This is a genomic window from Paraburkholderia sp. RL18-085-BIA-A, from assembly GCF_046027075.1.
Taxonomy (GTDB): Bacteria; Pseudomonadota; Gammaproteobacteria; order Burkholderiales; family Burkholderiaceae; genus Paraburkholderia.
The window spans coordinates 12,939-37,989 of sequence record NZ_JARESU010000064.1 but is presented as its reverse complement, the minus strand read 5'-3'; the positions used below and the strand labels follow the sequence as shown (position 1 = coordinate 37,989).

The 25,051-nt window shown below is 62.0% G+C and carries 23 protein-coding genes and 1 pseudogene; 2 read left to right on the top strand and 22 right to left on the bottom strand.

Going from position 1 to position 25,051, the window contains the following annotated elements; genetic code table 11:
* Nucleotides 1-8: 8 nt before the first annotated feature.
* From tagH to P0D89_RS31795, 14 genes and pseudogenes are all read right to left on the bottom strand, one after another.
* The gene (gene tagH / locus P0D89_RS31860) at nucleotides 9-1,577 is read right to left on the bottom strand and encodes a type VI secretion system-associated FHA domain protein TagH (RefSeq protein ID WP_408364158.1); all 1,569 of its coding nucleotides are present in this window, start codon (nucleotides 1,575-1,577) and stop codon (nucleotides 9-11) included.
* Between the two features lie 28 nt (nucleotides 1,578-1,605).
* On the bottom strand, nucleotides 1,606-3,582 hold the full coding sequence (locus tag P0D89_RS31855; protein ID WP_408364156.1) for a type VI secretion system Vgr family protein: 1,977 nt from the start codon (nucleotides 3,580-3,582) through the stop codon (nucleotides 1,606-1,608).
* Complete coding sequence (gene tssH, locus P0D89_RS31850; protein ID WP_408364154.1) at nucleotides 3,569-6,175, bottom strand: type VI secretion system ATPase TssH; 2,607 nt, start codon at nucleotides 6,173-6,175, stop codon at nucleotides 3,569-3,571. Before tssH ends, P0D89_RS31855 begins: the two co-directional genes overlap by 14 nt.
* Nucleotides 6,172-7,203, bottom strand: coding sequence for a type VI secretion system baseplate subunit TssG (gene tssG, locus P0D89_RS31845; RefSeq protein ID WP_408364152.1), 1,032 nt, complete (start codon nucleotides 7,201-7,203; stop codon nucleotides 6,172-6,174). Before tssG ends, tssH begins: the two co-directional genes overlap by 4 nt.
* Nucleotides 7,188-9,053, bottom strand: coding sequence for a type VI secretion system baseplate subunit TssF (gene tssF, locus P0D89_RS31840; RefSeq protein WP_408364149.1), 1,866 nt, complete (start codon nucleotides 9,051-9,053; stop codon nucleotides 7,188-7,190). Before tssF ends, tssG begins: the two co-directional genes overlap by 16 nt.
* A gap of 133 nt (nucleotides 9,054-9,186) precedes the next feature.
* A complete protein-coding gene (gene tssE / locus P0D89_RS31835; RefSeq protein WP_408364147.1) occupies nucleotides 9,187-9,726 on the bottom strand; it encodes a type VI secretion system baseplate subunit TssE in 540 nt (179 codons plus the stop codon).
* On the bottom strand, nucleotides 9,713-10,198 hold the full coding sequence (locus tag P0D89_RS31830) for an Hcp family type VI secretion system effector (RefSeq protein WP_408364145.1): 486 nt from the start codon (nucleotides 10,196-10,198) through the stop codon (nucleotides 9,713-9,715). The genes tssE and P0D89_RS31830 overlap by 14 nt, the downstream gene beginning before the upstream one ends.
* 47 nt (nucleotides 10,199-10,245) lie before the next feature.
* Nucleotides 10,246-11,778, bottom strand: coding sequence for a type VI secretion system contractile sheath large subunit (gene tssC, locus P0D89_RS31825; RefSeq protein WP_408364143.1), 1,533 nt, complete (start codon nucleotides 11,776-11,778; stop codon nucleotides 10,246-10,248).
* 48 nt (nucleotides 11,779-11,826) lie between these two features.
* Nucleotides 11,827-12,327 (bottom strand): type VI secretion system contractile sheath small subunit, encoded by a 501-nt coding sequence (gene tssB / locus P0D89_RS31820; protein ID WP_408364141.1) that lies wholly within the window; start codon nucleotides 12,325-12,327, stop codon nucleotides 11,827-11,829.
* Nucleotides 12,328-12,343: 16 nt separating this feature from the next.
* Nucleotides 12,344-13,597 (bottom strand): type VI secretion system protein TssA, encoded by a 1,254-nt coding sequence (gene tssA, locus P0D89_RS31815; RefSeq protein WP_408364139.1) that lies wholly within the window; start codon nucleotides 13,595-13,597, stop codon nucleotides 12,344-12,346.
* Nucleotides 13,598-13,718: 121 nt separating this feature from the next.
* The gene (locus P0D89_RS31810) at nucleotides 13,719-14,615 is read right to left on the bottom strand and encodes a hypothetical protein (protein ID WP_408364137.1); all 897 of its coding nucleotides are present in this window, start codon (nucleotides 14,613-14,615) and stop codon (nucleotides 13,719-13,721) included.
* A gap of 504 nt (nucleotides 14,616-15,119) precedes the next feature.
* Nucleotides 15,120-15,836, bottom strand: coding sequence for a hypothetical protein (locus P0D89_RS31805; protein ID WP_408377692.1), 717 nt, complete (start codon nucleotides 15,834-15,836; stop codon nucleotides 15,120-15,122).
* Nucleotides 15,837-15,960: 124 nt separating this feature from the next.
* Nucleotides 15,961-16,059: pseudogene (locus P0D89_RS31800) on the bottom strand (IS200/IS605 family transposase); the annotation flags it as partial.
* Between the two features lie 218 nt (nucleotides 16,060-16,277).
* Nucleotides 16,278-17,375 (bottom strand): enolase C-terminal domain-like protein, encoded by a 1,098-nt coding sequence (locus tag P0D89_RS31795; RefSeq protein ID WP_408364133.1) that lies wholly within the window; start codon nucleotides 17,373-17,375, stop codon nucleotides 16,278-16,280.
* 369 nt (nucleotides 17,376-17,744) lie between these two features.
* Here P0D89_RS31795 and P0D89_RS31790 point away from each other — a divergent pair, with 369 nt between their 5' ends.
* The gene (locus P0D89_RS31790; protein WP_408364131.1) at nucleotides 17,745-18,002 is read left to right on the top strand and encodes a 4-hydroxyphenylacetate 3-hydroxylase N-terminal domain-containing protein; all 258 of its coding nucleotides are present in this window, start codon (nucleotides 17,745-17,747) and stop codon (nucleotides 18,000-18,002) included.
* Nucleotides 17,965-18,927: a 4-hydroxyphenylacetate 3-hydroxylase C-terminal domain-containing protein gene (locus P0D89_RS31785; RefSeq protein WP_408377690.1), complete on the top strand. Its 963-nt coding sequence runs from the start codon at nucleotides 17,965-17,967 to the stop codon at nucleotides 18,925-18,927. Before P0D89_RS31790 ends, P0D89_RS31785 begins: the two co-directional genes overlap by 38 nt.
* Nucleotides 18,928-19,008: 81 nt before the next feature.
* Here the strand turns inward: P0D89_RS31785 and alc are convergent, their stop codons facing one another.
* Genes alc through P0D89_RS31745 form a run of 8 tightly spaced genes read right to left on the bottom strand, consistent with a single transcriptional unit; the run spans nucleotide 19,009 to nucleotide 25,034 of the window.
* Nucleotides 19,009-20,013, bottom strand: a complete 1,005-nt coding sequence (gene alc, locus P0D89_RS31780; protein ID WP_408364179.1) for an allantoicase — start codon at nucleotides 20,011-20,013, stop codon at nucleotides 19,009-19,011.
* Between the two features lie 41 nt (nucleotides 20,014-20,054).
* Nucleotides 20,055-20,723 carry a DUF1989 domain-containing protein gene (locus tag P0D89_RS31775; protein WP_408364127.1) on the bottom strand — a complete coding sequence of 223 codons (669 nt, stop codon included), beginning with the start codon at nucleotides 20,721-20,723 and terminating at the stop codon, nucleotides 20,055-20,057.
* Entirely contained in the window at nucleotides 20,720-21,523 is an 804-nt protein-coding gene (locus P0D89_RS31770; protein ID WP_408364125.1) for an amino acid ABC transporter ATP-binding protein, read from the bottom strand. Before P0D89_RS31770 ends, P0D89_RS31775 begins: the two co-directional genes overlap by 4 nt.
* A gap of 5 nt (nucleotides 21,524-21,528) precedes the next feature.
* Nucleotides 21,529-22,203, bottom strand: a complete 675-nt coding sequence (locus P0D89_RS31765) for an amino acid ABC transporter permease (RefSeq protein ID WP_408364123.1) — start codon at nucleotides 22,201-22,203, stop codon at nucleotides 21,529-21,531.
* Nucleotides 22,200-22,883: an amino acid ABC transporter permease gene (locus tag P0D89_RS31760; RefSeq protein ID WP_408364177.1), complete on the bottom strand. Its 684-nt coding sequence runs from the start codon at nucleotides 22,881-22,883 to the stop codon at nucleotides 22,200-22,202. Before P0D89_RS31760 ends, P0D89_RS31765 begins: the two co-directional genes overlap by 4 nt.
* 18 nt (nucleotides 22,884-22,901) lie before the next feature.
* Nucleotides 22,902-23,537, bottom strand: a complete 636-nt coding sequence (locus tag P0D89_RS31755) for an urea carboxylase-associated family protein (protein WP_408364121.1) — start codon at nucleotides 23,535-23,537, stop codon at nucleotides 22,902-22,904.
* A gap of 11 nt (nucleotides 23,538-23,548) precedes the next feature.
* A complete protein-coding gene (locus P0D89_RS31750) occupies nucleotides 23,549-24,166 on the bottom strand; it encodes a DUF1989 domain-containing protein (protein WP_408364119.1) in 618 nt (205 codons plus the stop codon).
* A gap of 19 nt (nucleotides 24,167-24,185) precedes the next feature.
* A complete protein-coding gene (locus P0D89_RS31745) occupies nucleotides 24,186-25,034 on the bottom strand; it encodes a transporter substrate-binding domain-containing protein (RefSeq protein ID WP_408364117.1) in 849 nt (282 codons plus the stop codon).
* Nucleotides 25,035-25,051: the final 17 nt, after the last annotated feature.

The window sequence follows — 25,051 nt, the reverse complement described above, 5'->3', positions numbered from 1 at the left end:
CCCGAAGTTTATTGTTCGTCGTCAGGCTGGCTCATCGCCGCCATCTGCGCCTGGTACGCGCGGCTGAACGGCCCGCCACAGGTCTGCTGGAAGTCGTCGCCGGCATGCTTCACCGCGTGCTCATAGGTTTCGACGAACTGCCGCCACAGGCGCGCCTCGTGGTTTGCGATCAGGGACTCCACGCGGCTGGCCGGGCGCAGGCTCCCCTCGATCCGCTCGGGCGCGATGTTCGCGAGCGCATCGGCAAGGGCCGCGCGCATGCCGGCCACGACAGCGAGTTCATGTCCCTGGAGGTCGCGAAATGCCTCGCGCATGGCAGCTTGTGGACCCAGATACGCGGCGTTGGGGCGGACGAGCATTTGCGTCAGCGCGGTATCCGCGTCGGGAAAAAACTTGAGCGGGTTGTTGTCGCGCTGCTCGATCAGGGTCATCGCGATGCGGCTTTCGTGCTTGGCAACCGAGCGGGAGCGCAGCGCAGTCATCGTGCCGTGCGTCGCCTCGCGCAGCATCGAACCGATAACGCGCGCGAGTGCCGGCTTCGAGTGCTGCGTGAATTGCAACGCGTCGAGGCCGAGTCCGTCGAGCAACGCGGTGAAGACCGCATCGGTAGTGGTGGCGGTTGGGAAGGTTTGCGTCGAGGCTTCGGGCGACGTGTCTTGCGCCTGTTCGATCTTCACCAGCGGCGGCTCCGGCCGCGCCGGCGTCGGTGTCGGCATCTCCGTTCGGGCCTCGGGGACCGCTGCCGGCTCGAGCGCGGCCGGTCCGGCGTCGGTCGCCGTGGGGCGTGCTCGAACCTGTGCGTCGTCGGGCATCGTGGCTGCGGCAAGCGCGTCGTAGTCGCGCGGAATCAACGGGCGCGGCGGCATGGGCAATGGCAGAACCGACACCACGCGTTCCGGCGATACGTGATCGGGTCCCGAACCCATGACAGGCCGTGCCGCTGTGTCGAGGGACATACCCAGAGGCTGCAGCCCCACGCTCAACGCGGCCAGCAAGTCCTGGTCGGCCTCGCCATCCCTGACAGGCTGCGCCAGCAGCAGCGGGGTGGCCGAAAGCGGATCGTCGAGGAAAGGCGAGTCCGGCGCCTGCGGGGTCTTTGCTTCAGGCGCCACCTTCGGATCGACATCCCAATGGGTCGGAATCAGCGCAGGAATCAATGGCGCGTCCTGTGCAGTCTCATGCCGCACACCGGCTTGCGGCGACACGCTCCACGCCTCGGCCGGCGTCTCACCGGGGGTGTCGTGAGCGGGGAATGCGTCGGCAGGCGGTTCAATCGCCACCACAATCGAGTAGCCCCCGATACGCAAGGTATCGCCGGATCGCAGCGTCGCTTCGCGGGAAACATCGAGTACGCATCCGTTCACGAGCGTCGGATTGCTGCCGAGATCGACCAGCACGTAATCGCCGCCGCGCCATTCGATTCTCGCCTGCACACGCGAGATCAAGCGCTGGTCGTCGGACAGCACAAGGGTGCAGTCGGGCGCGCGGCCGAGCGTCGCGTCGTGGCCATCGAATTCGACCCGATGCGTCCCGGCCGACCCGCCGCTGACCTCCATCGATAATCTACTGGTTGACATGACTCGGGCTCCTGGCTGGTTCAGGCATTTAGCTGACTATGTGGTTGTTGCCGTCGTCGGCATCGCGCGGCGCAATCGGCGCGGGCGGCGGCACGCTCAAGGGAGCGACCGGCGGACCGGGTACGAGCGGAATTGGCATGCTCGACATCTCAATGGTTTCCGGCCCGATCACGATCCACGCCACGCCCGCTCGCAACGCGATGCTCGTGCCCGCCTCGATCACGACCGTCGTGCCGGCGTGAACGGTCGCGGCAGCGCCTGTATCGAGCGTATACGCCGCGCCGACGAACTGGCCGTGGCTGCCGAGCGTCACGTTCGATACGTCGCCGCCCGCGCGTTGCGTGATTGCGCCCTCCACGGTGTCGTTGCGCGAGCCGCCCGTCAGCACGAACTCGCTGCCGTCGACGCGCAGGTGCCGTTGCGCGCCGATGTTCATCAGCGCATCGTTCCCGACCCAGGTTTCGTGGTCGCGCTCCGCGTGGAAGAACATCTGCTCGTCGCCCTTGCGATCGTCGAAGCGCATTTCGTTGTAGCCGTTGCCGCCTTTCGTGGAATGGCTTTTCATCGTCGACACCGCGGCATTCGCCGGCAACTCGTAGGGCGGCATGTTGGTCGAGTTGTAGACGGCGCCCGTGATCACGGGCCGGTCTGGATCGCCCTCGATAAACTCCACCAGCACCTCCTGGCCGATGCGCGGCAACAGCATCGCGCCCCACCGCTTATTCGCCCAGCCCTGCGAGACGCGTACCCAGCAGCGGTTCAGACGGTCGGCGCCCAGATCGGCAGCCAGTTGCTCCCAGTGAAACTGCACCTTGACGCGGCCGTACTTGTCGGTGAGGATTTCGTCGCCGTCGGGGCCGACCACCACCGCCGTCTGCGGACCCGCGACGCGCGCCGCCGGCGTCGTCCAAGCAGGCCGGAAGGTGTTTTCGGCACGGATAGCCGTGAAGGCACAGTCGAACAACGCCCGGGTGGGATCGCCTGACGAGACATACGCGTCCGAGAAGATCTCGAAGCGCGCCCCCGTGACGAGGTACTGCCGATCCTGCACGGTGGCCGGATGGCCCGTGAGCTGGAACAGGCCGCCTGCGGCAATGCCGCGCGAGGTCGCACGCCCTTCGATCGATTCGTTCAGCGTCTGGCGAACCTCCACTGCCACGCGCGCGAGACGATCGCCGTCGGCGGCTTTGATGTGGCCGCTCAGGTGTTCCTGCATGACGTAGCGCGCCGGATCGTAGGGCGCGGCGCGAGTCGCCCGCGCAACGAGCCCCTGGTGATTGCTCACCGACGCCTTCTCGTAGTCGTAGTCGTTGACTTCATAGCGGCCCGTGTGCAGCGTCGCCCCGGTGTGCCAGCGGTACACACACTCCTCGTCATGCACCGGCGTGTCCCAGGCCTGGAACGGAATGCTCCCGTAATGGGCGATCGGGCGATGCGCGGCGTTCGAATCGATCAGCACCAGCGTGTGCTTGCCGCCGGCGTATTCGAAGAGATAGTGGATGCCTTGCCGTTCGAGCAGCCGGCTCACGAAGTCGAAATCGGTTTCGCGGTACTGCATGCAGTGCTCGACCGCCGGATACGACGCGGTGCACGCATTGCGAAAGTCCACGCCGTAGTCCTCAAACACACTCGCGACAATCTGCGGCACGGTCTTCTGGAAATAGAAGCGACGGTGCGAAGCCTGCGTCAGAAGCCAGAGACGCGGATGTACGATCATCTGGTAGCGCGCCATCCGGTTATGCGTAGTGTCGCCGGGCGCGAGCAGGCGCAGCGTCGTCACGATGCCGTTGAACTGGCGCTCGCCGCTGACCGGAAAGTCGAGCGTGACGGACGCCTCCTGGCCGAGCACGCTGGCCGGATCGAGATCGTTGCTCGGGCTCAGGAACGCGAGGTCGAACTCGCTCATGCGGCCGAGCGCCTCATGGCCGATCATGCTGAGGAACACCGCGCCGTTGCCAAGCGCGGCGCAGTCGAGGCGCACATGGCGCGTGCTAGTCGAAGACATAAGTGAAGTCCTCGTCTTGCGCGGCGACATGCACGCGGGCAATCGTCCTGCCGTCGAGCAGGCGCGTCAGGACCTCGGTGCTGATGCGCGGCAGCAGGCTGTTCGTGAGAATGGCGTCGATCATGCGAGCGCCGCTGTCGAGCCTGGTGCAGCGCTTCGCGATCAGGCCGACCACGTCGTCGTCGAACGTAAACGGCACCTTGTGCGAGCTCTGGACGCGTTCCTCGACGCGCCGCAATTGCAGGCGAATGATGGCGCGCAGCATGGCGCCGCTCAGCGGGTAGTAGGGGATCGTCACCATCCGGCCCAGCAGGGCGGGCGGAAAGGTATCGAGGAGCGTCGCATGCATCTCGCGCTCAATGATTTCCATCGGCGGCAGATCGTTCGGATCGCGGCACAACTGCGCGATGCGGTCGGTCCCGGCGTTCGTCGTGAGCAGGATCAGCGTATTGCGAAAGTCGATCGAGCGTCCTTCGCTGTCTTCCATCCAGCCCTTGTCGAACACCTGGAAGAACAGTTCATGCACGTCGGGATGCGCCTTCTCCACTTCATCGAGCAGAACGACGCTGTACGGACGCCGGCGCACCGCCTCGGTCAGCACGCCCCCTTCGCCGAAGCCGACGTAGCCGGGCGGCGCCCCCTTCAGGAGCGACACCGTATGCGCCTCCTGATATTCGCTCATGTTGATGGTGATGAGGTTCTGCTCGCCGCCGTACAGCAGTTCGGCCAGCGCGAGCGCTGTCTCGGTCTTGCCCACGCCCGAGGTGCCCGCGATCATGAAGACGCCGACCGGCTTGTCCGGGTTGTCGAGACCCGCGCGCGAGGTCTGAATGCGCCGCGCGATTATCTCCGTCGCATGACCCTGGCCGACAATGCGCCGGTCGAGCAGTTCGGCCAGGCGCAATACGTTGCCGGCGTCGTCCTTCACCATCCGCAGCACCGGCACGCCAGTCCAGTCCTGCACGACGGCCGCCACCGCTTGCCGGTCGACGCCGGGCAAGACCAGCGGCGCGTCGCCTTGCAAAGCGGCGAGTTGCGCCTGTAATGCCTGCAGCGTGAGCAGATCCGCCGCGGACGAGGCCTCGTGCAGCAGGACGCGCTGCGCGAGGATCGCCTCCACGAGTTCGGCTTCCGCCTTCCAGCGTTCCTCAAGTACGGCGAGCCGGTGGGCCTCCTGTTCGAGCGCCTGCGTGGCGGCGTGCAAACGCGCGGCCGTATCGATGCCGATGGCGCTCTCCCGCCCGATCACACCAAGTTCCGTGTGCAGCGCGGCGATGCGTTTTTGCGCGTCGTCGATGGCGGGCGGTGTGGCGCTTTGGCTGACGGCGACCCGGGCGCAGGCGGTGTCGAGCAGGCTCATCGACTTGTCGGGCAACTGCCGCGCCGGGATATAGCGATGCGACAGGCGCACCGCGGCCTCAATGGCCTCGTCGAGTACCTGCACCCCGTGGTGCTTCTCCAGCGCCGCGGCCACGCCGCGCATCATCGTGATCGCGCGGGCTTCGTCAGGCTCGCTGATCTGCACGACCTGGAAGCGCCGCGTGAGGGCCGGGTCCTTCTCGATGTGCCGCCGGTATTCCGACCACGTGGTGGCCGCAATGGTGCGGACCGTGCCGCGCGCGAGCGCCGGTTTGAGCAGATTGGCGGCGTCGCCGGTGCCGGCATTGCCGCCCGCGCCGACCAGCGTATGCGCTTCGTCGATGAACAGGATCACTGGCGAGCCTGCGGTCTGCACCTCGTCGAGCACGGCCTTCAGGCGCGTTTCGAACTCGCCCTTCATTCCCGCGCCCGCTTGCAGAAGCGCAACATCGAGCGCGCGCAGCGACACCTCACGAAGCGCCGGAGGAACGTCGCCCGCGACGATGCGCTGGGCCAGACCTTCGACTACCGCGGTCTTGCCGACGCCCGCCTCACCGGTGAGTAGCGGATTGTTCTGCCGCCGCCGCATCAGGATGTCGATGACCTGGCGGATCTCGTCGTCGCGGCCGACGATCGGATCGAGCTCGCCCGAGCGCGCCTGCCCGGTCAGATCGACGGTAAAGCGCTGCAGCGCATCCTGCTTCGCGTGCGGCATGGGCGCCGCCGTTTCGGTCGAAGCGACGCTTGCGTGCGCGGTTTCGGGCGAGCCGTCCATCAGGGCCGCGAAGTTGCCGACTAGTTCGTCCAGCACGATCTTGTCGAACTCGCGGGAAATCGCGCGCCAGGCATTGCGCAACGCCGGCGTTTTGAACGCGCCCACGAGCAGGTGCGCGCTGCGAAGCTGCGGCGCCTCAAAGAGCAGCGAACCGTACACGAAGCCGCGCTCAACGGCCTCATCGAGTTGCGACGAGATATCGGTGATCGAAGTCGAGCCGCGCGGCAGGCGGTCAAGCGCCTCGGTCACATCGCGCGCGAGATGCGAGGGATCGACGCCAAAATGGCGGATCACCCGATGCAGGTCCGAGTCCGGCAACTGCAGCACCTGATGCAGCCAGTGGGCGATCTCGACGTACGGATTGCCGCGTAGCCGGCAAAATGTCGTCGCGCTTTCCATTGCGCCGAAGGCAAGCGGATTGAGCTTGCCGAACATCACGGAGCGGCTTATGTCTGTCATCGGTGATCCTTCGATTCGCTCATGGCACGCAAGCGGGTGGGCTCGATAACCAGCTGCCTGGCATCGTCGCGAGCGGCGCCGGAGAGCAGCCAGGTGGTGTAGCCCAGCCGCTGGCGGCGCCCGAGCGCGAGACGCGGCACCTCTTCGCGGCACAGCTGCAGGTTCAGATCCCATTCGAGCGGATCGCGCACGTAATTGCGAATCCAGTCGACGAGGCGCGGCAGGCTCGCGCCGCCCGGCAGGAAACGCAGGTAGTCGGCCATCGCCAATGGCCCCAGCACAACGCGAAACCGGTGCTGCCGGTCCCACGTGCGCGCACCCAGCAGCGTGTCCACGCCGAGCGTCGCACCTCCTGTGCGTCGCCCGAGCCGGGACAGCGATGCCGACGGCAGCGCAAGCCAATGCCCGACGTTTTCGATAACGTCCGCGGGAATACCGAAGAATCGCTTCAGCACGAGCCGTAAGCCTGCCGCGTGGCGGGTCGGTCCGCTCAACAAGCCGGCGAAATGCAGCTTGGCGAAATCGGGCAGCGTGTCGCGGTTGCGCAGCGCCGCCTCGCCGAGTCCGAAGGTGCTGCCGACATACGTCGAGAAGCGGTCGTCGTTGTCGCGGTCGAGACTGACGACGGGTTGCGCCTCGGCCCAGCCGCGATAGAACAGCGACACCATCCGGTGATGGAATACGTCGAGGAAACGCACGAAGGTCGGGTCGCCAGCATTGCGGCTGCGATCGCGCGCGTACTCCGTCAAGTGGGTCGGCATCGGCCCATTGGGACCGAGCAGGCCGAAGAAGTTGATCGACAGGCGCGACGGGTGATCGCCGGACGACTCGATGGCGCGCAACGTTGTCGGGAAGAAAATCAGATCGGGATCCTGTCCGAATCGAACTGCATCGTCGCGCGGACGCAGCGACGACCCGACCCGGGGCAAGTGCGGATAAGCGTTTTCGAGCAGACGCACCGCCTGGAAGAAATCGAAGCGGTATGCATCGGCCGCGAGACGCGACATCAGGTCTAGAGCGTTCGGCATATTCCGCTCCGCGGCGCAAAACGCATGATTTCGCCACGCGTGGTACTCGACACCACGGTCTCCGTGAACGAATTGATCGAAACGTATTGCGCAAAGAATCTCGCCAGCACGGTGCCGAACAAAAACGCGCCTGCACCCTCAAAGCCAGTTTCGTCGATCAACAGGTTCACCTCGAGCCCGCGCCCGAACACGATGGGCCCGCGCGCGGGCAGCCGGCGCGTCACCGCGACGCTGTCGATCGAGCGAAGCCCGTCGATCTGCCGCGCCATGGCGACATCGCCAACCGGCGCATACAGGCCGAGCAGGTCGCGCATCGCGCAAGCGCCCTCCTCCTTGCTGTTGTCCACGAGCGATGCGTAGTTCAGTGACAGGTGGCTCAGGAGGCGCCACGCGACGGGACCTTCCGCATACGACGGCAACGGCCGACTCGGGCCGCCGACACAATGGGCGCTGAGCACCGGCGCTTCCAGGTCGACGAGGAAATCGGTGCCGGGCCGGCCGACCGGCATGGTCAGCGGCAGGTCGCGGTTCGTGCACAGCACGGCCACCGCCAGTTGATGGAGATCGCCGGGATACGGCGCATCGTTTGCGTCGACGAGCGCGATGAACGTCTCGCTGCCGAGATAGCTCGTACGCGTACCCCGCTCCGTCTGCCGCGCCGACGGCAGGCGCTTTTCGCGCCGCACCTGATAGAACGCGCCGCTCGTCTGCGGCACGGCGAGATCGCGCGCGCGGTAGAACGGTTGAAACGGCAGCTCGGCCCCACCTCCCGCGCGATAGCCGGTGACGCTTTCGACCTGATAGATTTCGAAGTCCATGGGCCGCGTGCGGTCCGCGACGACGTGATGCTCGAACTGTTCTCCGGTCACCGCTATACGGTCGGCACGGCGCGGGAACAGGTTGATCGCCGGCGTGCAATGCAGCGCGAAATGCGAGCGATCGACGGATCGTTCGAGCGTTGGATCGGCGCGAGAGAGCAGGACTATCAATTCCACTTCTTCGGCGCGGCAGGCGCTCAGCGGCGCCCGCAAGCCATCGATGGCCACGAACATGAAACGCTGCGGGAACGCGAAATACTCCTGCAACAGCCGATAGCCGGGAAACGACTGCTGGCTCACGGGCAGGAGCGCTTCGTCGTCGCTCATGCCGAGCTCGCGCACCGCGGTGGCGGGCAGAACCGAGCGTCCCGCGCCGCGCGTGACGGCGACGCCCAGCGTGGCGCCGAGCAGCAACTCATAGAGCCGCGACGGCATGCCATCGCTGCCGCGCAGATGCAGCTCCAGTGTGTCGAGCGCGAGTTCGTCGAACTTCGCGCCGTTGGCGGTGCGCAATTTCAGGCGCAAGCCGCCCTTCACCCCGGCGGGTAACGCCGCGTCGACTTCTGGCAACGCCCCGGCGTGGGCGAAGACGCTAGCCTCTACCAGCTCGACCGGCCACAGCTTCAGCGCGTGGGCCGAGCGAAATTCGCAGCGGGTCGAACCGTCGCTGTCGAGCGCTCCGTGCAATACCGTGCCGCGCGGAATCGAAACGCCTTCGCCGAGCGCCGGATGCGTCATGTCGGGCTCAAGCTCGACGATCGCCATCGACGGTGTCGGCGCGAGATAGTGCGGATAGACGAGCTCCGCGAGATGTTGCGTGAAGCGCGGAAACTCGGCGTCGATCTTCATCTGCACGCGCGCCGACAGGAAGCTGAAGCCTTCAAGCAAGCGCTCCACATAAGGGTCCGCGCATTCGAAACTTTCGAGCCCGAGCCTGCCCGCCACTTTCGGAAACGCCTTCGCAAATTCACCGCCCATTTCGCGAAGGTGCTGAAGTTCCCTGCTGTAGTACTTGATCAGTTCAGGATTCATAGTGAGAAATGCGGAATCTGCAGTCGACAACGAAATGCAGTGGCCTGGAAACCAGCCGTGCGCGCGGCTGGCGCTGCATGGCAGGGAGGATTCAGGTCACCGGGCTGCTCGCCACGTTTGCTGCTCTTCACTTTCAGCCACCTCGATCCGCACCGCCGCGCGTTGGTTCAATCACGCTCACCTGCCCGGCTTCGAGGTCGAGTTCGGTACGCAAGTAGAGGCGCTCCGGAACCGGTTGGGCATACAGATCGCCTTCCACGATGAACGCAATCGTGTTGTGCTGACCCGTAATCTCGCCGCCGCGAATCGCCTGCACGCGAAGGGTGCCGGGAAGGATGCGCGGCTCGAACGCGCAGATCGTGTCACGGAGGCGGCTTTCGATCGATGCAATGTCGATCCCCGACGCCGCTTTCCCCGCGATGTCCGAAAACCCGAAATTGAGCACCGACGACGCCACGTGCGGATATCCCACGAACTCCTCCGCCGACGCGATACCCTGAGCATTCAACAGCCACGTCAGATCGCGCATGACGCTCTGGCGTAACGACCGCGCGGAGGTAATCCGATGTTGGCGAGCCTCGCGCGTCACGCCGGGATCATGATCCGTCAGGCGCTCGAGCAGCGAGGCCTGTAGTTGGGCCGCGCGGCTCGAAGGTACGTCATGCCGTCGCATTAGCCGGGATGTTCCACTTGCTCTCGACCACGCCGCCGAGCTTCGCGCCGGTCGCATCCTGAGGCTGGTAGGAGACCTGGAACCTCTCGAAATTGAGCGTGACGGATTCGGTGAAACGGTCCTCGCTATCCGAGCCCCCTGTCGAATACTCCACCACCAACGCATTGGTCAGCACGATGATGTAGTACTCGAGCGGCGTCTTGCCCGCCTTTCGAACGGTGAGCGTCACCGTCGGATAGTGGGTGCCCGTGCAGCACGCGGTCATAATGGCCGGTGTCGCCTTGTCGGTGTACTTCGTGATCGACAGGTTTTCCACCGACACCTTGCCGCCGCCACCCCCGGTGCCCAAATGCATGGTGCCCGACTGATTCATGCCCCAGGACCAGGAGAGCACGTCGATTTCGTTCGTGTGCGCGGCATCGAGGGATTCGCCCTGTACCGAGCCGAGCTTCAAAAATATATCTACTGCCATGTGCTATTCCTCTTGGATAAACGTAGTGCGATGGAGCAGGACAGAATTCAGGCCGCTTTCGCGGACGGCAGCTTCGACACGAGCCGCAAAGACACCGTCAGCCCCTCCAGCTGGTAATGCGGTCGAAGAAAAAACTTGGACGTGTAGTAACCGGGGTTGCCTTCCACTTCCTCAACGACCACTTCCGCCGCTGCCAGCGGACGGCGCGCCTTGGTTTCTTCGCTCGAGTGCATCGGGTCCCCATCGACATACTGAAGAATCCAGTCTTGCAGCCAGCGTTGCATGTCGTCTTTCTCCCTGAAGCTGCCGATCTTGTCGCGTGCAATGCATTTCAGGTAATGAGCGAAGCGGCTGCATGCGAACAAGTAGGGCAGGCGCGAGGCGAGATTGGCGTTGGCCGTGGCGTCGGGATCTTCATACTCAGCCGGCTTGTTCAGCGACTGCGCGCCGATGAACGCAGCGAAGTCGGAGTTCTTCTTGTGCACGAGCGCCATGAAGCCGTTCTTCGCCAGTTCGGCTTCGCGCCGGTCGCTGATCGCGATCTCCGTCGGGCACTTCATGTCCACGCCGCCATCATCGGTGGGAAAGGCGTGAACGGGCAGGTTTTCCACCGAGCCGCCCGACTCGATGCCGCGTATCCTCGAACACCATCCGTACAGCTTGAACGAGCGATTGATATTCACCGCCATGGCATACGCGGCGTTTGCCCACGCGTATTTCTTCGAGTCCGAACCCGCCGTGTCTTCCTCGAAATCGAACTCCTCGACGGGGCTCGTTTTCGCCCCATAAGGAGCGCGCGCGAGAAAGCGCGGCATCGTCAGGCCAATATAGCGGGAATCTTCTGACTCACGCAGAGAGCGCCATGCCGCGTGTTCCGGCGTGTGGAAGATCTTGGTCAGGTCGCGCGGATTCGCCAGTTCCTGCCACGAGTCCATCAGCATTACAGACGGATCGGCACCAGCGATGAACGGCGCATGCGCGGCGGCCGAAATCTTGCCCATCTGCGTGAGAAGATCCACGTCCGGCGCACTGTTGTCGAAGTAATAGTCAGCCACCAGCGTGCCGTATGGCTCGCCGCCGAACTGTCCGTATTCCTCCTCATAGAGCCTCTTGAAAAGAGGACTCTGATCCCACGCTACACCCTTGTATTTGCGCAACGAGCGATGCAGTTCGCTCTTGGAAATGTTCAGCACGCGCAGCTTCAACGTTTCGTCGCTTTCGGTATTCGTCACCAGATAATGAAGCCCGCGCCATGCGGCTTCCACTTGTTGGAACTCGTCTGAATGCAGGATTACGTTGACCTGCGAGCTGAGCTTCTCGTCGATCTTCGCAATCAGCGCTTCGATCGTCGCCAGGGCGTCGTCGGACACCAGATGCGTGTCTTGCAGCACTTGTGCGGCAAGCGTGCGCACGGCGTTTTCCACCGCTTCCTTCGCCTTGTCGGTTTTCGGCTTGAAAGCCTTTTGCAACAGACGGCCGAACTCGCTGGACGCATCGGCCTCGACGGATACGGCGTTCTGACGCTGCTGAAGATCCGCACGCGGGCTTGAGTCCCGCTGTTGATCGTTTGCTTCTGCCATAGTCATCTCTCTCGTTTGATCTTGACGGATTGCGCGACTCGCGACGGATCAGTCCGGCTGTTTCGGCGCCGATGCAAGGGCGGCGAGAAGCGCCGGGTCTTCCAGCAACTTCGCAACCAGTTCTTCCGCGTCCGTCTTGCCATCCATGTAGGTCAACAGGTTGCGCAACTGGCTGCGCGCTTCGAGCAATTTCGCGAGCGGTTCAACCTTGCGGGCAATGGCTGCCGGCGAAAAGTCGTCCATCGTTTCAAAGGTCATGTCAACGCCGAAACGCCCTTCGCCCGTCAAGGTATTGTCGACTTGCATCGCGATCCGCGGTTTCATCGAACGCAACCGCTCGTCGAAATTGTCGATGTCGATTTCCAGAAACTTGCGCTCCGCTACCGGCGGCAACGGATCGAGCGGTTGCCCCGAGAGGTCGGACAGCACACCCATGACAAAGGGCAAACTGACCTTTTTCTGCGAACCGTACGTTTCGACGTCGTATTCGATCTGCACGCGCGGTGCGCGATTGCGCGCAATGAATTTCTGACTGCTTTCCTTGGCCATCAATTTCTCCGGCTGTTCAATCAGGCGAGGGCGTCATGCCCGTCGTTCCAATCACTTGGGTAAGTTGCGCTAACCCTTCGGGTGCGAGTTCGCCAAGCAAGTCCACAAAAGACTTGTCGACGAGTCCGCGTGCGCGCTTGAGCAGCAAGGGCACCGGACTCGAAGGTTCGTGGCGCGCGTAGTAGTCGCACACGCGATCGAGTGTCGCGACCACATCGGCACGCGTGGCTACCTGATTGCCCGGCGCCGCCTTGGCATCCACCTCGGCCCGGGAAGGAAAGGCGGGCGTCCCGTCGACTTGCGCGTCGACCGTGTTGTGTGCATCCACGACATCGAGTTTCGACAGGCTTGTGGCAATCAGGAATTGCGCCCGCCGCAACAACGCCGTCAGCGCGCCGAGATCGATCGTCCGTGCCGTCCCGACGTGCCCGGTCACCAGCGCTTCAATGCGCGAGGCATGCGCGAGCGCGGCGTCGAGCGCAGCACGAAAAGACACCACGCGCACCACGGCTGCGGCAAGCGCCGCCTCGATCTCCGCCACGCTCATCGTGGTGTGCTGGGCAGGTGCCACTACCTCGCCTGTCGCGTACGTCCATTGACGCAGAGTGAGTGCCGTTGTTTGCGCGGGCATCGATGGGACGATCGGCGTATCGAGAAAATCGCAGAGTAAGCCCGTCGGGTCGGCGAGAGAGGCGAGTGCATTGATTCGTGCAGTGGGATCGTCGGCATCGCTTGCGTCCAATTGCGGATGCACATCGCGCCACTGGGACTCGAGCAACCCCGCGATTAACGCGAGCCCGTCTGCCAGGCCAGCGACACCATGGCTGACGAGCCGGCTGCGTGTCAGATAGACGACCACCCGCAGGTCACGAGTCCGTGACAACAACTCGAGACACAGCGCGTCGGCCGCTATCCAGTCTGGTGGTACGGCGGCTACTACCGTCTGACCGTACTCGACGTCCGGCCGCCCATTCACGGCTTGCTCGAGCGACGCGAATGAAGGATCGTATTCCAGATCGGGGCCACACGGAAGATCGGCGGAAATATTGCCTAACCAATCTTCCCAGGCCGGATGTGCAATGAAGTTCGTAGTCACGTTGCAAGGTTTAGAGACGAATGACATCGGATAAGCGTGTAGACCCGTACACATGAAAAACATTCGATCGGCAGCCTGACTCCCCTCTCCCAAAGAAGCGAGAATTCCGCGTTCGACACGGACATGAAGCGCTCTCCAAGCTCGACAGCGGTCGCGGATGCGGAGCACCGACACTGAGGCGCTGCGGATCTGGAGAGCGTTCAATGCGACGGGTCCTGCACGCGCATCGAATCGGCCCCGCGACCAGAGGCTGCTTCACGATCGCCACGATCGGCCTCCAACAGGAAACGCAGGCCTATTCAAAGAACGTATCCTCTAGTGGAATGTTTCGTCTCTTATACCGTTCTTGCGCCTCAACTACTTTGGCGCGGCTGTGAAAATACGGACTCATCCACCATGGCGCTCTCACCCCCTGATGCCCGCCGGGCACAGTGTTATCCGTGTTTAGCTTTTGAATCACAGGATTTTCGACATTTCTTTTCTTTGCAGACTCTCCTTCCCACGTGGCGATGGCAGACACTTTCATGATTCGGGGAATAACCGAGTTGTGAAAGGAGATCTCGCACTCGGAACAGCTAGCCCATGCAACAGGACGAAAGTTTGCCGGCCATGAATTTTTTAGAAGACTAGTCAGCTCGCCACCGACGCGAACGAAGCCATTGTCGATCTCGAACCGGTGCGTCCTTCCTTCCCCGCGCTCAACTCGGTGCCAGTATTTGAAAAGATAGTTTGAGGCGAAGAAACAGTGAACATCTTGTGTCAGGGTCAACTGAACCCGGCTGAGAAATCTGTTGCCATGCGCAGCGGCCGGACCCCTGTTTTCCAACGTAAAGAAACTGTAGTCGTCGTCGACGTGCCCACCCACCAATTGCCGTTTAACCCAATCGTCACGGGCACTGACGTGGAGAAGCCGAGTGCCCTTTGTCAATATGCCGACTGGAACGTGACGAATGAAATCGTTCAGATTCCGGCGCTGTATTTTGTTGGCGGTTTTTGCGACGCCTGCAAGTTCCAGCAATGCTTTCTTCCATTCTCCTGCGACAGGCGCGCCACCCTTCTTCACGGCGAATCCACCGGGAGTTGCGTCGGCGCTGCTGCTTCCCGTAAAGAAGCACTGCGGACAGCCAGCACAGCCCTGCGAGAGGGTCGTCGTGCCAATTTTTTCGGATGAAGCAATCCACGTCGTGCTCATGATGTGACCTTGCCTGAACTGAGATTGCGGAAATGGCGCCTGAGCAGTGCGTCTGCGTCGCGTGCAAGTGCTGTTATGTCCATTTGCTCCCACTGGTCAACAGTCGTAGTTGCGGCTACTACGAAGCAATTCTGGCACGCCAACTCTGTCGGTGGCGTGACGCCCAGATTACGGGCGCGTTATTTTTCTCAAGCGCGCTTGAGCGAAATAGAAAACCAGTGTCAGAGCCCCCGGCCCGAATTGGGATGGGCTTATCATGTGGATTTCCTGTCCATACTAAGAATGCAACTTCAATACCTAACACTACCTATTTGCCGATCACTGTCCAGTAAGCCATGGTTCAAACCTCGAACTCAAAAGGATTCCTAAATGACTGTCTAACCGAGGCAATGCACGTTTGCTGGGTCATCCACACTAGTTACATCACGACACGCGACTTGCGGCTGGACGCAACGACGACACCGCGGCAGCGTACACCGCCTTCGCGGAGATGCAGGACATCCCTCATGTCCATCGCACGCCCGACGATTCCAGTTGAAAGCGCCACCGGTCCAGATTGGATGGATGGTCGATGGTGGACTTTTGAATGTTTCCCCTTATCAGCCTGTGGATGGTTAGCCTTCCATGGAAGGTTTCTAGAATCTGCACGAGGTGAACGCGTCCCGGCTGACCGGAAAAGCCCAGGTCGAAGTAAATCACACGCCGTCGGGTGTCTCCCGTCACCAGACTGGCGCCGCCGCCTCCCCCGGATCCGCCGAGCTTACCCATCGCGGGAACGTCCCGGATAGACAAATTCCACGTGAACCCGTGCTTCGCGATCCAATGCTTTGACAGCTTGTCGTCTTTCAATGCCGCGAGTTCGCTCGGCGGATGGTTCGAAGGATCGGTAGCAATCAGATAACGAAACGAATGCCAGGTCTTGAACGTGTTCGAGTTCGGATTGAGCTGATACATGTTCTCGCTCTTTTCGCCCTTCGATGTCCAGATGTTGGCTGCATGATTGAATTCGAACCATTCGATCCGCTCGTTCCACTCGAGGTTCGGACAGTCGATGCCCTCGCCGGACAACACGCCCAACGCGCCCAACGGGCGGGGCTGCACCTTGACCTGGAAGCTCAACGTGAAGCTGTGGCCGGCCTGGCCGGGTATATTCGCGCCTCCGATGTCTTTGATCTTGTCCAACGGAACGGACAGGTTCGATATCGACATTTTTGCTCGCATAGGAGCCTCCAGTAATATCCACCGGTAAAGCCGGTGGCTTTAATTTGTGAGCCGCTCAAAGCGACTAATCGGCGGCGGTAACGCGCCCCGGTCTCTTGCGCCACCTATCGGTGGCACGCTTCTATCACCACAGTCGCATCAGATCTAGCGGCTGATCTTCCTGCTCCTGATGCCTGATGTACTCACGAATCAGTTGCTCTCCTCGCCCCACTGTGGACACAAATCTTGCGAAACAGTTCGGAAATTTTCGAGCTAGTTGTCGTCTCAACGATTAGATTTCAGGCGGCCATTCTCTCCTGGTTGCGGCGTTGTGGGGCACCGCCCGGGTCTTCGATGTGATCCGGGTTCAGGTGCACAGCACGTACGCGCTGCCAGTTGCGCGTGCGGCCCTTCAATCGGAGCGGATTGTGAGGTCGGTCGGAACGCGTGGACGCCAACGGGTTAAGCAGCGACCTGATTCAGATAGTAACCTCCAAACGGCTGAAACACTCCTGGATAGGCCTCGCATCCGCCGAGACCGAGTCCGACGACAATGTGCAGATTGATCAAGTGGCCGCCGTGCGGAAACGCGAATTCCCGCTTGAAGCCATGAGCTTCCAGTTCGTCGACCATGCGAGCGTACTCGGTAATTCCGTAGCTCAGGCCAGCGTCCATCTGGAACACGTCGAGGCCACGTCTCATCCCGCCATAACGCAGGAGATTCCGTAGGTCTTGAACCGAGAAGAGGTTTTCTCCTGTCGCCACCGCACCCTCGTAGAGCCCGGTCAGTTCGCAGTTCAAATCGAAATCGAGGGGGTCGCCGACTTCCTCATACCACCGCAGCCGGTATGGGTGCATCGCCTCTGCGTACGTGCGAGCCACCTCCCTATCAAAACGATCGTTTGCATCGACAGCAAGCTTGCTACCCTCCCCTGCAATAGTGAGTACCGCGTCGATGCGCGCGAGGTCTTCCTTCAGTGAGTCGCCACCGATTTTCATCTTGAACGCGTTGAAACCCATGTCGCGGTAGGAGAGCATCTCGTCTTTCAACCGGGAGATGCCACCGTCGGGGTAGTAGTAGCCACCCGCTGCATACACGGGTACACGCGTTGATGCCGCTGTTCGTCCGTAGTGTCTCGCTATGGTCACGTAAGCGGGCTCGTCCGCTAGCTTGGCGTTCAGGTCCCAGATAGCCAGCTCGAGCGCGCTTGCTGCTGCGGCGCGATCTCCGTGACCACCCGGCTTCTCGTTTTTCATTGCGCATGCCAGCACGCGCGCTGGATCGAAGCGATCACCTTGATCGTTGAGAAGTTCATGGGCTTCGGCGTTCATGAGGCGCGGAATCATCCGGTCTTTAAGAATGCCGCTTTGCGCGTAACGTCCGATTGAGTTGAACGCAATGCCGGCGACCGGCTTCCCGGCGCGAACGACGTCGGTATGTACGATGACCACCGAGATGGTGTGGTCTGAAAAGTTGACGAGAGCGTTCGCAACGTTACCTTCGAGCTTTACCGCGTGCTCAGAGATATCCGTGATACGCATCCGCTTGCAGCGGTTCATTGTGTCTCCTTAGTGCCAGGCGCAGAGCGTTGTGCTCGCCGCCGATATTTCCTGCGGGTGCCGTCTGTTTTATTCGTCAGCCGGCCAAGTGTCGTGCGTTGATTTTTGTACCACGCTACGGCGAGCCTTCAACCCGAAGGAACTGATCGGGCGTATTCATTTTTGCAATATCCGCCTACCCTAGTTGTCTGACGAACAAGTGGCAGACGGTCCCCCAACCGGTGTGGCACCCCCATTACGGCCATTACGGGCCTGTGGCAACGCACGCGGGTTATGGTACAAATAGGCTCATCGGATCGGTTAAAGTAGCGAACCAATCAATCTGGTGGCCGGCGATGAGCAAACGCAAAGGTCTGGAGGGGGTATTCGATGGTCGGCATTTTGATCGGGAGATCATTGTTCTGTGTATGCGTTGGTAACGACCTCTACCTCACCTATGTCATCATCAACCCTCAAGCGGACCGCTCGAAGGATTGGGGCGACCAGCAGAGCGAAGACCTCGTCGCAGCCATCGTCGACGAAGACAACGAAGGCATCACGATTCGCGGCGCGAAGATGCTCGGCACCGGCTCTATCATGGCCAATGAGGGTGTTCGTTGCGAATCTTCAGCCGCTGAAAAAAGGTGAAGAGAATCTCGGGTTCAACTGCTGCATTCCGATGAACGCGAAGGGTCTTCGCGTCCTCTCGCGCAAGTCCTACGAACAATACGCCGTGTCGGCGTTCGACAATCCGCTCGCCTCGCGCTTCGACGAGAACGATGCGCTCATGTACTTCGACGACGTGAAGGTACCCTGGGAACGCGTGTTCACGTATCGCGACGTCGACGCCTGCCGTGCTCAGTTCCACGACACGCCGGGACATACGATGCAGAACTACCAGGCGCAAATCCGCCTGGCCGTGAAGATGCGCTTCCTGCTCGGCCTTGCCCGCAAGGTTACCGAGACGATTGGCACGTTCAACATGCCTCCGGTCAAGGAAAAGCACGGCTGGCTGTCGGCGAAAGCGACGATGGTCGAAAGCATGCTGCAGGGCATGGAGGCAGCCGGTTCGACGTTCTATGGCTTCTTCGTCCCCGACCGCAACCTGATGTACGCCGCGCAGGTCATCACGCAGGAACTGTATCCGGTGTTCTTGAATGCCATCCGTGAGTTGGCCGGCGGCTCGCTGATTATGTTGCCGTCGTCCCACAAGGACCTCGAGAACCCCGAGCTGGCTCCAATTATCTGCAAGACGCAGATTTCCGGTGCGATGTCCCCGGACGAACGTGTCGAGTTGCTCAAGCTGGTCTGGGACGCTGTCCGCAGCGAATTCGCTTCGCGACACCTGCAGTACGAGATGTTCTACGCCGGCGCGATGTTTGTGACGAACGGTCACGCCTTCCGCACCTACAACTGGGACAAGGCAACAAAGCTGGTTGCGCAAACGCTCGATTCGAATGAGCAGCGCCTTGTTGCGTACAGGAAGACCGCAATCCTACATCTAGAGCAACGTCGGGTGGGGCAACCACGCAACTGCACTTTGCGTGGGAACGGGACCCACCGCGAGGACTAGCCCTGTTTAAACAATTCCAATGACAATGTAGTCTTCGAAGCTGGAACTCCTCTTACGACCAAATCGGGCAGGCGGTGTGGATCAGACCACTGCGTGCCCGATCAGGCGAACTCGCGACACCCCTCCGTCCGGCAGAATATTGAAGCGCACATGGGTAACCGGCGTTATCCGTTCAGGCGAGAACGAATGTAAGCAGTCCATTTCCAGCTTCTGCTCGTCGAGCAACACGGGCCAGAACATCGATTGGGTAATGAGCGACTCGTCGGTGCCTGCCGTAACGAATGCGCCTTGAAGCGAGCAACGGTCCGCGAAATTGCCTTTGAAATGCGCGGTGTCGACATCGATCCTGCTGATTTCGCCAGCCACCGCGAGTTCGACGATGCACCAGTCACAGCCCGGTTCGCGACGCCGACGGGTTTCCCAGCCTTCGCCCATGTTGGCTGCACGCGTGGGCAAAAGCAGATTTGACGCGAGGCCGTAGTGCTGGTTGTTCGCCGCAACGATCCGCGCACCGTTCATCGCTGACGCGAGATCGAGTTCGGCGCCCGGCGCGAGTTCGCGGCGCGGCCGGCCGAACACGCGCAATCGCGCGATACCGCCGTCCGGGTAGATATTCAGGCGTACGTGCGTGTAGACCGCGCCCTCGGCCGCCTCGATTGCGCGAAAGTGATGCGCGTTTCCGTTCAGCGCCATCGCGGGCAGCACTTCGGTCCATTGCGCATCGGCGGGCGGAATGTCGTCATCCGAGCGGCACGCGTCGATCGATGCCGCCGGAGGAAAGTTGCCGGTGAAATGGCTCGTGTCGATATCGACGCCCATCAGTTCGCCCGCCGTGCCCAGCTTGACGATACAGAAATCGTGGCCAGTCACGCGCTTGCGACGCGATTCCCAGCCGTCCATCCATTTGCCGTTGTCATCGTATTTGCCGGGAATGAACACGGCCGGCTCCGGATTCAACATGCGAGCCATCGGCGCGAAAAAATCATCACTGGTGAGCACAGCATGTGCGCCCAGACGTGGGTCCGCGAGGTTGATGCCCGTGCGCGTAAAGGCCGGCGCGTCCGGGTCGAAAGTGGGAATCGCCATGTGTGTGAGCGTCTGTCCGAGATTGTTGAAATGATGAACGCTCAGGCGTCCGGAACCCACGATTGCGTGCCTTGCAGATCGGATGAGAAGTCGTCGAGCACGGCGATGTCAACCGGTTTCGGCGTGTTGTCGCCTTGCCCTTGAATTTTGACGATGTCCTGCGGACACGCAGAAAACGCCACGAAGCAATCCATTTCGGCGCGTAGCGTGATGTACTCGCCAGGCTTTGTCACGGTAGGCAACGTATGCAGCGTGATGCCGTCGGGTTGCACGCGGATATTCATGAAGATGTTGAACGAAGCGAGGTTCTGGCGCGGCGGCGTCACGCCGAGTTCGAACATCCCTTCAAACATGTTGTCGCAACAGTTGCGGTGGTAGCCGCGCACGCCGAGCAGTTCATAGCGTTTGCGATCGCAGGCCGCCATAAAGGTGTCATGGACACCGGGCGTCGTGTCTTCCACGACGGTCAGCACCGGATTACGCTGGTTGGTCACGAAGCTGTCTCCAACCACCGGATTGAGCCGCTGGTTCCAGACGCGCGTGGTCTCCATGCACATGTATTCGTTCAGGTCGTACGCGTTCCAGGCCCAGCAGTCTACGACTTGCGTGCCATGGGTATTGATGACCCGTACGGCCTGGCCCGCTTTCAGTCGGACTGCTTTGCCGTGGCCGGCGGGAACGGTTACTGCGGGTTGATCTGTATAGCTCATGAGCGTGAATTTTCCGGAGTAAAGCGATAGAGAAATTGCTGGAGTCGCGGCGACGAGGGTGTGTCGAGCACCTGCGCGGGCGGACCTTGTTCGACGATGCGTCCGCCGTCCATGAAGATCACGCGGTCCGCGACATCGCGCGCAAAGCCGATTTCATGCGTGACGACAATCATCGTCGTATCGTTCGCAGCGAGTCCGCGCATCACGGTCAGCACTTCGCCGACCAGTTCGGGATCGAGCGCGCTGGTCGGTTCGTCGAACAGGATGACCTCCGGCGCCATCGCGAGTGTGCGGGCAATGCCGACACGCTGCTGCTGGCCGCCCGAGAGGTTCGCGGGCATCGACGTGTGCTTGCCGCCGAGGCCAACCTGGCTCAGCGCTTCGACAGCGAGGTCAGTGGCGGCGAGACGATTCATCCGTTTGACCGACAGCAGTCCTTCCATCACGTTTTCAAGCACCGTCATATGCGGCCACAGATTGAAACTCTGAAACACCATGCCGATGCGGCTGCGCTGCGCGCGTATCTCGCGCTCAGGACGCGGGCTCGTCGCGCCGTTCGGGTTCTCGCGCAAGCCGATCCGCTGGTCGCCGATCCAGATGGCGCCTTCGTCGGGCGGTGAAAGCCAGTTCAGGCAGCGCAACAGCGTCGATTTTCCGGAGCCCGACGGACCGAGGACGCAGACCGTTTCGCCGCGCGCTACGGTCAGATCGACGCCGTCGAGGATGCGGTTCGCGCCGAACCACTTGACGATACCGTTCGCCTTCAACGCTACGGGCTGCGTGCTGTCGGATAGGTTCATACTGATCACCGGGGCCGGGCGACCCGATGGTCGCGGCCGAGGCGGCGCTCCCAATGACGGGTCGAAAAGTGGATGACGGACGTCGCGGCCCAGTAGACCATCGCGACGACGAAATAGACTTCGAGCGGCGCGTACGTGTCGGACACGACGGCCTTCGCGGCGAACATGAATTCGTGCACAGAGATCACCGATAGCAACGCGGAATCTTTGACGAGGCCGATCAGCAGACCCGTCAGCGTTGGCAGCAGCAGCGGCAGCGCTTGCGGCGCGATGATGCGGCGCGCGATCGCGACCGGCGACATGCCGAGTGCGACGCCCGCTTCGACGGTTCCAGCGGGCACGGCGGCAACAGCAGCCTGAATCACTTCTGCGACGTACGGGCCGTAATAGACCGCGAGCGTGACCGTGCCGACCAGCGGCGCGGGCAGCAGCACGCCGAAATCCGGCAATACGAAGAACATGACATACAGCAGCACGAGCAGCGGCAAGCCGAGCGTCAATGCCGTGTAGCCGCGAATCACCGCGGCCAGCCACGGACCGCAGCGTCGCTGGCCGACCGTCAGCAGCACGCCGAGCACGCCCGACATCACTGCGCCGGCCGCACACAACCAGCCCGTGCTGCCGAGTCCTGCTGCAAGCTCCGGCCAGTAGCCGGACAGAACGCTGAGATCGAAGGTCATCGCGCAACTCCCGTCGCGACCTGCTCGACGCGTGGCACGCCCGGCGAACGCTGTGCGCGGCGCGCGGCATAGATGACCGGCAACGCGACCGCCAGATAGCCGACGCTGACCAGCAGCATCACTTGCGTCGACGTGTAGGTTCGCGCGATCACCATCTGTCCCGCGTACGTCAGTTCGGTGACGGCGACGACCGACGCGAGCGGCGTGGTTTTCAACAGGATCGTAAATTCGTTGATGAGTGCGGGCAGGCTGGCCTTCAGCATCTGCGGCAGCGCGATCCTCAACGCGATGCGCCACGGCGCCATGCCGAGCGCAATCGCGGCTTCGTACTGGCCAGGAGTGATCACCCGCAGATTGCCTCGCAGGATTTCCGCCGTGTAGGCGCCGCTGTTCAGGCCGAGCGTGAGCGCGGCCGCCAGCATCGGACGGCCGCCCAGCCCGATCAGCGGCAACGCGAAGAACAGCACGAACAGTTGCACGAGGGCGGGTGTGCCGCGCATGAAGCTGATATAGAGTCGCGCGGCCCAGCGCAACGGCGCAACGCGTGTCAGTTGCATCGCGAGCGCGAGATGGCCAAACACGAGACTGCCGGTTGCGCCGAACAGCGTCAGTTCCACGGTCAGCAGCCAGCCGTCGATGAGTGTCGGCAGGCTGTGGATCACTTGCGGGTCAAAGCCCATCACCGCTGGTTCCCGGAATCAGAGTTGGTCTAGTTCTTCGACCGCCGACAGTTCGAGCGCGCCTGGCACGTCGTTGCCCGCAATGCCGGTGCAGCACGCCGATACGATGAACACCATGTCCGTCACCACCCGGCACGCGACGAATTCGCCGGCTCGCGTGACGTTGGGCAGCGGTTCGATGCGGCCATCCTGATGCAATGCCACGTGCATGAAAAGGTTGATCGGGTCGGGGATTTTGGGCGGCTTCAGCCCCAGCGATTGAATCACCGCATCGACCGATTCGACGCAGCCGGTCTGTCCCGCGTAGCCCTGGTCCGCGAGATACGCGGTTGTCGATGCCGGGAGCAGCAGATCGTGTTTGCCGCTCGAATCCTTACCGAGCACCATCAGCGCGCGGCGGCGATTGCTGACGATCCGCATGCCCGCCTGCAGCACGTACGAATTGCTGAACACGCGTGTGTGATGAACCGACATGTACACATCGTCGTTGATCCGGCTGAAGCCGAACATCGACGCGACCGCGCCCGGTTCTTTCGCCTCGATACGCAGGATCTGGCCTGCCTTGACGTCGATCGCGCGCGATTCGCCCGCAGGCACGGCGACGGTTCGCGGGGACAGCGGTGCGCGCGAAGGCGGTTCTTTAAGAAGCAGCATGTTGAGTCCGTTCAGACGGCGACAGGCGTCGCGGGCAGGATGGAAATGGCGATGTCGGTAACCTTCAGGCCGTTGCCGGGAATGATGTCCTGCGGACACGACGACACGGCACACACCAGGTCTTCGAGCACGTCGAACGTGATGTAGTCGCCCGGCTTGCTGGTCGGATCGGTGACCTGCATCCGGCAATCCCGCGTGACCGGGCCGTTCTGAAACAGGTTGAACGGCTCCGGCACATCGAACGGCGACAGCCCGTACAGAGCCAGACCCGCGTGCATGTTGTCGAGGCAGTTGCGATGCCCGGTCACGTTGAAATCGACCGTGAAACGCGTGTCGTCGCAGGCGGGCACGTTGGCATCGTGAATGCCGACGGTGTCTTCGACTACCCGCAACAACGGGTGCCCCAGCGATGAATACAGCGCGTCGCCGACGTTGAAAAACAGCGTCCGAAGCTGGCGGCGCGTATGCGTCGGCGACAGCTTCTCGCCATGGTTCGACTTGACCACCGCGACAAAGTCGGCGGCCTGCTGCCCCTCGACGTCAATGATGGTCAACCGTTGGCCCGCCTTCACTTCGAAGGTACGTCCGTGTCCTGCCTTGACGGTGAGAGTCTGTACTGGATCTGTCATGTGATTCGGTCTGCTCGGTTTACTGCGCGGGGATGAAATCGGACGTCGGCGTATCGAAGCTCACGCCCAGGTTGGCCTTTTGCAGGCGTGCGAGTTCGCCGGACTTTTTCATGGCGAGGATCTGGTCGCTGATCGCCTTGTTCAGACGCGTATCGTCCGGGCGGGTCGCCCAGGCAATCCATTGCGACGGTCCAAGCTCACCGGTCGATTTCAGCTTGCCCGGATTCTGTTTGATGACGCCCGCGAGCACGGTCATATCGTCGAACACGAAATCGGCGCGACGCGTCATCAATGCAGCCACTGTCTGATCGACGCTGTCCACGCTGATCAGTTGGATCGGCGCAAGACCCTTGGCCTTCAGCGTCTCGTTGAACTGCTTGAGGATCTGTTCGGGTGCGCTCGCGCTCTTGACCGCGGCCGTCAGACCAGCGAGAGACTCGATGGTGGCTTGCTGCGGAATCTTTTTGAAATCGGCGCGCACCAGAGCGCCGTTCACGGTCTTGCTGGTCGGCGCCATGTAAGCGAGACGCTTTGCACGTTCGGCGGTTACGTTCAGCGCAGAACCTTCGACATCGAACGAATGCGCGAGCAGGCCCGGGATGATCCCGCTGAATGCCATACGCTGATATTCGATCTTTACTCCCAGATGCTTCGCGACCGCAGCCATGACGGCCGGATCGAAGCCAACAATGTTGTTGCTGGCGTCGGTGTATTCATACGGCGCAAAGGTCGGATCGATCGCGACGGTCATCGTGCCGCGACTCTTGATGTCGTCGAGCGTATCGGCATTCGCCGCTACCGAGTGGACCAATGCGCCGAACGGAAACAACGCGGCGAGGACAATGCTGGACAGGCGGCGTTTCGACATCAGGGAACTCCCGTTGA